Annotated in this window: 7 protein-coding genes and 1 rRNA gene; all 8 read left to right on the forward strand. The window is 63.2% G+C overall.

Annotated features, from left to right (window positions below):
• The first annotated feature begins 108 nt into the window (after positions 1–108).
• Positions 109–1,209 (forward strand): 2-aminoethylphosphonate ABC transport system ATP-binding subunit PhnT, encoded by a 1,101-nt coding sequence (gene phnT, locus SB753_RS17710; RefSeq protein WP_087754394.1) that lies wholly within the window; start codon positions 109–111, stop codon positions 1,207–1,209.
• On the forward strand, positions 1,187–2,140 hold the full coding sequence (locus tag SB753_RS17715; protein WP_088175408.1) for a 2-aminoethylphosphonate ABC transporter permease subunit: 954 nt from the start codon (positions 1,187–1,189) through the stop codon (positions 2,138–2,140). Before phnT ends, SB753_RS17715 begins: the two co-directional genes overlap by 23 nt.
• A complete protein-coding gene (gene phnV / locus SB753_RS17720; protein ID WP_087754299.1) occupies positions 2,130–2,993 on the forward strand; it encodes a 2-aminoethylphosphonate ABC transport system, membrane component PhnV in 864 nt (287 codons plus the stop codon). The genes SB753_RS17715 and phnV overlap by 11 nt, the downstream gene beginning before the upstream one ends.
• Positions 2,994–3,078: 85 nt before the next feature.
• On the forward strand, positions 3,079–3,825 hold the full coding sequence (locus tag SB753_RS17725; protein ID WP_310069710.1) for a phosphonate utilization associated transcriptional regulator: 747 nt from the start codon (positions 3,079–3,081) through the stop codon (positions 3,823–3,825).
• Positions 3,826–3,922: 97 nt separating this feature from the next.
• Positions 3,923–5,200 carry a phosphonoacetate hydrolase gene (phnA, locus tag SB753_RS17730; protein ID WP_410801033.1) on the forward strand — a complete coding sequence of 426 codons (1,278 nt, stop codon included), beginning with the start codon at positions 3,923–3,925 and terminating at the stop codon, positions 5,198–5,200.
• Positions 5,197–6,648, forward strand: coding sequence for a phosphonoacetaldehyde dehydrogenase (phnY, locus tag SB753_RS17735; RefSeq protein ID WP_204522802.1), 1,452 nt, complete (start codon positions 5,197–5,199; stop codon positions 6,646–6,648). The genes phnA and phnY overlap by 4 nt, the downstream gene beginning before the upstream one ends.
• A gap of 4 nt (positions 6,649–6,652) precedes the next feature.
• On the forward strand, positions 6,653–7,213 hold the full coding sequence (locus SB753_RS17740) for a phosphonate degradation HD-domain oxygenase (RefSeq protein ID WP_410801035.1): 561 nt from the start codon (positions 6,653–6,655) through the stop codon (positions 7,211–7,213).
• A 510-nt stretch (positions 7,214–7,723) separates the two neighbouring features.
• A 16S ribosomal RNA gene (locus SB753_RS17745) occupies positions 7,724–8,162 on the forward strand; the annotation flags it as partial.

Consider the following 8,162-nt stretch of genomic DNA (forward strand, 5'->3'; position numbering starts at 1 on the left):
TTTTAGGCTTTCCAGTCTTGCTTCCCAGTCGAAGCACGCAGCGCTCTCGCGATCGGTGTGATCGCCGGCGCGCTGCCTGAGCATCAATCTTGTTGGAGGATGAATCCGGTGAATACGGCCAGTCTTGCTGGGCGAGGCGCGCTCGACGCCTCGCTGGACGCGCTCGGCGCCGCGCGTTCGGACGCGCCTGGCGGCGTGCAGATCGATCACCTGACGGTGCGCTTCGGCTCGCGCACCGTGCTCGACGATCTGTCGCTGACCATCCAGCGCGGCGAACTGCTCACCGTGCTCGGCCGCAGCGGCTGCGGCAAGACTACGCTGCTGCGGTTCATCGCCGGGTTTATCGAGGCGGACGGGTTGTCCGGCACGCTTACGGTCGCGGGCCACGATCTCACGCACGTGCCGCCGCATAAGCGCAACCTTGGCCTGTTGTTCCAGAGCTACGCGCTGTTTCCGCATCTGTCGGTATTCGAAAATGTCGCGTTCGGCTTGCGGGCGCGGCGCATATCGGCGAAGGACATCGCACGGCGCGTGGCCGAGGTGTTGAAACTCGTGCAACTCGGCGACGCCGGGCACGTGATGCCCGCGCAGCTTTCCGGCGGCATGCAGCAGCGTGTGGCTCTTGCACGTGCGCTCGTGATCGAGCCGGACGTGCTGTTGCTCGACGAGCCGCTCTCCGCGCTCGATGCCAATCTGCGCGCGTCGGTGCGCTCCGAACTGAAGGCGCTGCATGAGCGCCTGCCCAATCTGACGATTGTCTGCGTGACGCACGACCAGGATGACGCGCTGGTGCTGTCGGATCGCACGCTGTTGATGCGCGACGGCCGCATCGCGCAGCTCGGCACGCCGCAACAGTTGTACGACGCGCCGAACGACGGCTTTGTCGCGCGCTATCTGGGTACGGCGAATCTGCTGCCGCCGCAAGTCGCTTTCGGCATGGACGACGCGCGCTACAACGAACGCGAGCGGGTCGCCTGTCTGCGGCCGGAAGCGCTGCGCATCGTGCCGCTTGGAGAAGGGCAGTTGCACGGCGCAATCACATCCGTCGAATGGTATGGCGCGGTATTGTCGGTGTCGGTCGCCCTCGACGCGATGCCGAACGAACCGCTCCTCGTCACCATGCAGCGCGGCCACGGCATGATGCCGGAGAAAGGCGCGCGCGTTTCCCTGCGTTACGAGGCTGACGATGTCGTCCTTATCCACCCCTGAGGCGTCGAATCCGCTTCCCGCCTCGGCGGCAGCCGCAGCCGACGCCCGCCGCAGCGCGAGCGCCGCTTTGCATCGGGCCGCGGTAAAGCGCCGGGAGCGCATGGCGCAATGGCATCTCCTGTTCATCGCGGTGGTCGTGCTCGGGCCGCTCGTCATCTACCCGCTCGTGCGCCTCGTGTTGCTGAGCCTGAGCGGGCCGCATGGCATCGGCCTGCAGGCGTATGCGGCGTTCTTCGGCAATCCCGAGACACGCGGCGTGATCGGCACGACGCTGTGGATTCTGTTCGCGAGCGCCGGACTTGCATCGCTGCTCGGCGTCGCACTCGCGTCGTTGCTGTTTTTCAAGCCATTTCCGGGCGCGCGGATGGTTACGCGCTTTCTCGAACTGTTCGTCGCGTTCCCGTCGTTTCTGGTCGCCTTCACGCTGATTTTTCTGTACGGCTCGCAAGGCTCGGTCAGCATCGGCTTGCAGCGGCTCTTTCATCTGGAGGCGCCGCCGCTCGATTTCCTGTTCGGCGTGGGCGGCGTGATTCTCGCCGAGGTCGTGTTCTACGCGCCGTTCGTCGTGAGGCCCACTCTGGCTTCGTTCGCCACGCTCGACATGCGTCTGATCGAAGCCGCCAGAAGTCTCGGCGCTAGCGGCTGGATGGTCGCATTCAAGGTAATCGTGCCGCTTGCGTGGCCGGGTATCGCTGCGGGCACGATCCTGTGCTTTCTGCTGACGCTCAACGAGTTCGGCATTCTGCTCGTGCTCGGCAGCGCGCATCTGATCACGTTGCCGGTCGCCATTTACAGCTCGGCCACTGTCGACCTCGATCTGCCGACGGCGGCAGCCGGCGCGGTCGTCATGCTGATCATGTCCTTGTCGCTGTACGCGTTGTATCGCCAGGTCAACCGTCGCAAGGTAAAAGGAGCGGGCCATGGCCGTTGAACTCGACCCGACCGTGCTGCCGGTCATGCACAAGAAGGCGCGCCCGGTGCGCCGGAGTTTGTTCGTGCGGATGCTCGGCGGCCTGTTTCTCGGTTTTGCCGCGCTGTTGTGCTTCTGGCTTTTCGTGTTGCCCGTGATCGTGGTCGGCTTGTCGAGCGTGGCGGCGCACTGGTCCGGCACGATTCTGCCGGCCGGCTTCAGCACGCGCTGGTTCGAGCGGCTCGGTTCCAGCGACTTCGACGCGCTCACAACGAGTCTCGAGATCGGCATGGGTGTCGCCGTGCTCGGCACGATTCTCGGGTTGTGGCTTGCGCTCGCGCTCGAAGGACGCGACCGGCGCGGGCTCGGCGCGTTCGTCGACACCATCGCCATGATGCCCAACGGCGTGCCGAGCGTGGTGCTCGGTCTCGCGGTACTGATCGCCTATCACAAGCGGCCGGTTGACCTGTCGAGTTCCGCGGCGATCGTCGTTTTTGTTCAACTCGCGCTCGTGCTGCCGTTCTGCTACCGGTGCGCGGCGGCGGCGTTGCGCCCTGAACTGACGATTTTGCGCGAAGCGGCCGCGAGCCTCGGCGCGCCTCCGTCGATGGTGCTGCGCCGCGTCGTGCTGCCGCAACTCGTGCCGGCGATCCGCGCGAGTCTCGCGCTCGGGTTCGCGCTGTCGCTCGGCGAACTGGGCGCGACGCTCACTGTTTATCCGCCCGGTTTTGCGACGGTGCCGATCGTCGTGGTCGGTCAGGTGGAGCGCGGCTACTACCTGCCTGCCTCCGCGCTGTCGCTGATTCTGCTGCTCGTCTCGCTCGCCGCGCTGCTGCTGATCGCGGCCCGTGTGCCGCGCCGTCGGATCGACTGAACCTGCGTTTTCCTCGTTTCCCTGGTGGCGCGTCGTGCGGCGCGCAGACATTCCACATACTTTCGATGTGGCGAAATTTGTCAAAATGACCGAATATATGCAAACTGCTTCTGTCGATCCGATTGAGGTTGTGCGCAGGCATTCGCTGACGACACTGGTTCGCGACGAGATCGAAAGGCACATCGTCGAAGGCGAACTGGCGCCGGGCGCCAAACTCAACGAAGCAGACTGGGCGGCGCGCCTGCAGGTGTCGCGCGGGCCGGTTCGCGAGGCGTTCCGCGCGCTCGAGCAGGCCGGGCTCGTGCGCACCGAGAAGAATCGCGGCGTGTTCGTGCGGACGGTGTCGCTCGCCGAAGCCGACGAGATTTACGCGGTGCGCGCGGTGCTCGAAGAGGCGGCGTGCCGGATGTTGGCCGCGAACATCGACGCGAGTCAGCTGGCGGTGCTGCGCGATTGGCTCGATGCCATGCGCGCGGCGCTCGATGCGCAAGATCACGATGCGTACGCGCGGGCCAATGTCGCCTTTCATGACGCGATCGTGGCGGCGGCGGGCAATGTGAAGTTGTACGAGACGTATCGAAGGCTGGTGAGCGAGTTGAGTCTTTTCCGGCGCGCGGCACTGGTGGTGCATGCCGATGCGATGGAGCGTTCGTTAGCGGAACATCGCGCGATTCTGACCGCGCTCGCCTCGCGCGATGCCGCGCATGCCGCGGCGCTGATGCACGCGCACGTGAACGGCGGCTTGCAGCGCGCGCACGAGGCGTGCGAGGAAGGCGGCGTGGCGGCCGGGCAGTTGAGAACGGCGCGCGGTGCGTCTGCTGCGGGCGACTGAACGACGACTGCAGGGCGACTGCAGCACGACTGAAGCGATCGCGTTGTCGTAACGCATTGGCTTGAGGACGCGTGCGTAGCACGCAGGGACGGGAACAATGGCAACCGCAAACGAAAACGCGAAGCAACGCACGATCGAGGTCAACGGTCGCGGCTACCGGCTGCCTGAGCAGCCGACGGTTGTGATCTGCGTCGACGGCTGCGAGTTCGATTATCTGGAAGCTGCGGTCGCGGCGGGCGTTGCGCCGTTCATCGGCAAGATGCTCAAGGGCGGCGCGGCCTTCAAGGGCGATTGCGTAATTCCCTCGTTCACCAACCCCAACAATCTGTCGATCGTCTGCGGTGTGCCGCCGTCGGTGCACGGCATCTGCGGGAATTACTTCTGGGACCCGAGCGCGAATGGCGGCGCGGGTGCGGAAGTGATGATGAACGATCCAGCCTATCTGCGAGCCGGCACCTTGCTGGCCGCGGCAGCTGAAGCGGGCGCGCGCGTCGCGGTCGTCACCGCTAAAGACAAGTTGCGCCGGTTGTTGGGCTGGCAGCTGAACGGCATCTGCTTTTCCGCGGAAAAAGCGGACACGGTGACGCGCGAGGAAAACGGCATCGACGAAGTACTGGAACTGGTCGGCTTGCCAATACCCGACGTGTACAGCGCGGCGCTTTCGGAATTCGTGTTCGCTGCCGGCGTGCGGCTCGCGCAAACTCGCGAGCTCGACCTGATGTATCTGTCCACGACCGACTACATACAGCACAAATGGGCGCCGGGCACCGAAGGCGCGAACGCGTTCTACGCGATGATGGACGGCTATCTGGCGAAGCTCGACGCGCTCGGCTGGGTGATCGGGCTCACCGCCGATCACGGCATGAACGCGAAGCACGATCCGCAAAGCGGCGAGCCCAACGTGATCTACCTGCAAGACCTGCTCGACGAATGGCTCGGCGCGCGTAGGGCGCGCGTGATCTTGCCGATCACGGATCCGTATGTGGTGCATCACGGCGCGCTCGGTTCGTTTGCGACAGTTTATTTGCCGCGCGATGTCGATGTCGCGCAGGTGATCGAGCGGATTCGCGGGCTGCAGGGCGTCGAAATTGCGCTTGATAATCACACGGCGTGCGAGCGCTTCGAGCTGCCGAATGACCGCGTCGGCGACATCGTCGTGATCGGCACGAAGCATGTGGTGCTCGGTACTCGCCGCGACGAGCACGATCTGTCGGGGCTTACGGTGCCGTTGCGCTCGCACGGCGGCTTGTCCGAGCAGGAAGTGCCGCTCCTTTTCAACCGGCGTGTCGACGGATTGCCGGGCGCGGAGAGCGGAAAGAGGCTGCGTAATTTCGATATCTTCGACGTCGCGTTGAACCGCGTGTCGGCATCATGAACGCGACGCTGCGGGACCATCCGGCGTTCCGCGCGGAGGCGCTGCGGCTCGAAGGCGAACGCGCGGCGCGTCCACGCTCGCTCGATGTAGTCGATCCGTACACGGGTACGCGCGTAGGCACGGTCGCGCTTGCGAGCGTCGATGATGTGCGCGCCGCATTCGAATACGCCGCAGCTTATCAGGCAAAGCTCACGCGTTATGAGCGCTCGCAGATTCTCGAACGCGCGGCCGCGTTGCTGCGTGACAGGACCGAAGAGGCGTCGGATCTGATCTCGCTCGAATCGGGTTTGTCGAAGCAGGACTCGCGGTATGAAATCGGTCGTGTGGCAGACGTGTTCAGGTTTGCGGCAATCGAAGCATTGCGTGACGACGGGCAAAGTTTCTCGTGCGATCTGACGCCGCATGGCAAGCGGCGACGCGTGTTTTCGCAGCGCGAGCCGCTTGCGGGCGTGATCGTCGCGATTACCCCGTTCAACCATCCAATGAACCAGGTTGCGCACAAGGTTGCGCCGGCAATCGCGACGAACAATCGCGTGGTGCTGAAGCCGTCCGAGAAAGTGCCGCTGTCGGCGCTTTATCTCGCCGACATTCTCTACGAAGCCGGCTTGCCCGCGCCCATGCTGCAAGTGCTGACCGGCGACCCGCGCGAAATCGCCGATGAACTTATCACGCATCCGTTGGCTGAACTCGTCTCGTTCACGGGCGGCGTGGCGATTGGCAAGTACATCGCGGCAAAGGCGGCGTACCGCCGCGTCGTGCTCGAGCTAGGCGGCAACGATCCGCTGATCGTGCTCGAGGACGCCGATCTCGAGCGCGCGGCGACGCTCGCGGTGCATGGCTCGTACAAGAACTCCGGGCAGCGCTGCACGGCGGTCAAGCGGATGCTCGTGCAAAAGCGCGTCGCCGCCGATTTCGCCGATCTGGTCGTCGAGAAGACGCGGGCCTGGACTTTCGGCGATCCATTCGATGCGGCCAATCAGATGGGCACGGTCATCGACGTCGCCGCGGCGCAGCTATTCGAGGCGCGCGTGAATGAGGCGATTGCCGGCGGCGCGCGATTACGTATCGGCAATCGACGCAATGGCGCGCTGTATTCGCCTACGGTGCTCGACGGCGTGGAGCCGGACATGACCCTCGTGCGTGAGGAAACGTTTGGGCCAGTGTCGCCGATCATCAGCTTCGACACGCTCGACGACGCGATACGTATCAGCAACGGCACATGCTTTGGTTTGTCTTCAGGTGTATGCACGAACCGGCAGGACGCGATCACGCGGTTCATCAACGAACTGCGAGTGGGGACGGTCAACGTGTGGGAAGTGCCTGGCTATCGGACAGAGTTGACGCCGTTTGGCGGTATCAAAGACTCGGGGCTCGGCTATAAGGAAGGCGTTCAGGAAGCGATGAAAAGCTTCACTAACCTCAAGACTTTTTCGTTACCGTGGGAGTAATAGCGTGGCATTGAGTTTGACGGACATCCGTTCGCTGTTCGAGCAATACGGCGACATCGCTTATAGCGGCGAACCGGTGACGCAGCTTCAGCACGCATTGCAGAGCGGCGCGCTGGCTGAAGAAGCGGGTGCCGGCGACGAACTCGTCGCCGCTTCGTTTTTGCACGATCTCGGGCACCTGCTGAATCTTCAGGGCGTGACGCCGACGGAGCGGGGCATCGACGATCTGCACCAGTACTTTGCGCTGCCGTTCTTGCGGCCGGTGTTGCCCGATGCGGTATTGGAGCCGATTCGTTTGCACGTCGACGCAAAGCGCTGCCTCTGCGCGATCGATCAAGGCTATTTCGATCAGCTTTCCGCCGATTCGGTGCGGAGCTTGGGTCTGCAAGGCGGCATCTTCAGCAGCGAGGAAGCGCAGAGATTTCTGCAGAAGCCGTACGCGCAGGACGCGCTCCGGCTGCGCAAGTGGGATGACCGCGCCAAAGAAGAACACCGCGTCACGCCGGGTCTAGATCACTACCTCGACGTGGTGGAGCGCGTGATGCGTAAGAGCGCGATGGTGTAGTTCTGGCTTGTCTATGTCGTTGTCCTGGCGCTGCTTCTTGCGCAATTTCCGTGTGTCGAAATAACGCTTGCAAGGTGCTGGCCGGCTCGCTAGAATCTCGCTCTTTCGTGCTCCGGACGCCGGGGCACGGGAAGCGGGAAAGCCAGTAGTGGCAAGGCTTCGAGCGGTGGCAGCAGGTTCAGGAAGTAACAGAAACCTGTTGACGGCGCAGCCGGAGTTCTTCATAATCTCGTTTCTCTGCTGCAGATGCAGCGACGCAGAACGAAGCGGTGCCGGGTAGGTGTGGTAGGGCAGCGCGGCGTGAGCGGATCGATCTTTAAAAACTAACAGCCGATAAGTGTGGGCGCTTGATGCGCGACGCGGTGGATCTCCGGATTCACATAAAGCGAAAGTATCAAGTCTCACACAGTAATGAAAGGAAGGTTTGGTCATCGAGAGATGGTTGAACACTTCGTCAGTACGTTGAGTGAGCGACCGGTTGGTAAAACAACCGAAAACAGTAACAGGTTTGAACTGAAGAGTTTGATCCTGGCTCAGATTGAACGCTGGCGGCATGCCTTACACATGCAAGTCGAACGGCAGCACGGGGGCAACCCTGGTGGCGAGTGGCGAACGGGTGAGTAATACATCGGAACGTGTCCTGTAGTGGGGGATAGCCCGGCGAAAGCCGGATTAATACCGCATACGCTCTGCGGAGGAAAGCGGGGGATCCTTCGGGACCTCGCGCTACAGGGGCGGCCGATGGCAGATTAGCTAGTTGGTGGGGTAAAGGCCTACCAAGGCGACGATCTGTAGCTGGTCTGAGAGGACGACCAGCCACACTGGGACTGAGACACGGCCCAGACTCCTACGGGAGGCAGCAGTGGGGAATTTTGGACAATGGGCGCAAGCCTGATCCAGCAATGCCGCGTGTGTGAAGAAGGCCTTCGGGTTGTAAAGCACTTTTGTC

The sequence above is a fragment of the Paraburkholderia sp. SIMBA_053 genome (assembly GCF_046534895.1).
In the GTDB taxonomy this organism is placed as follows: Bacteria; Pseudomonadota; Gammaproteobacteria; order Burkholderiales; family Burkholderiaceae; genus Paraburkholderia; species Paraburkholderia caledonica.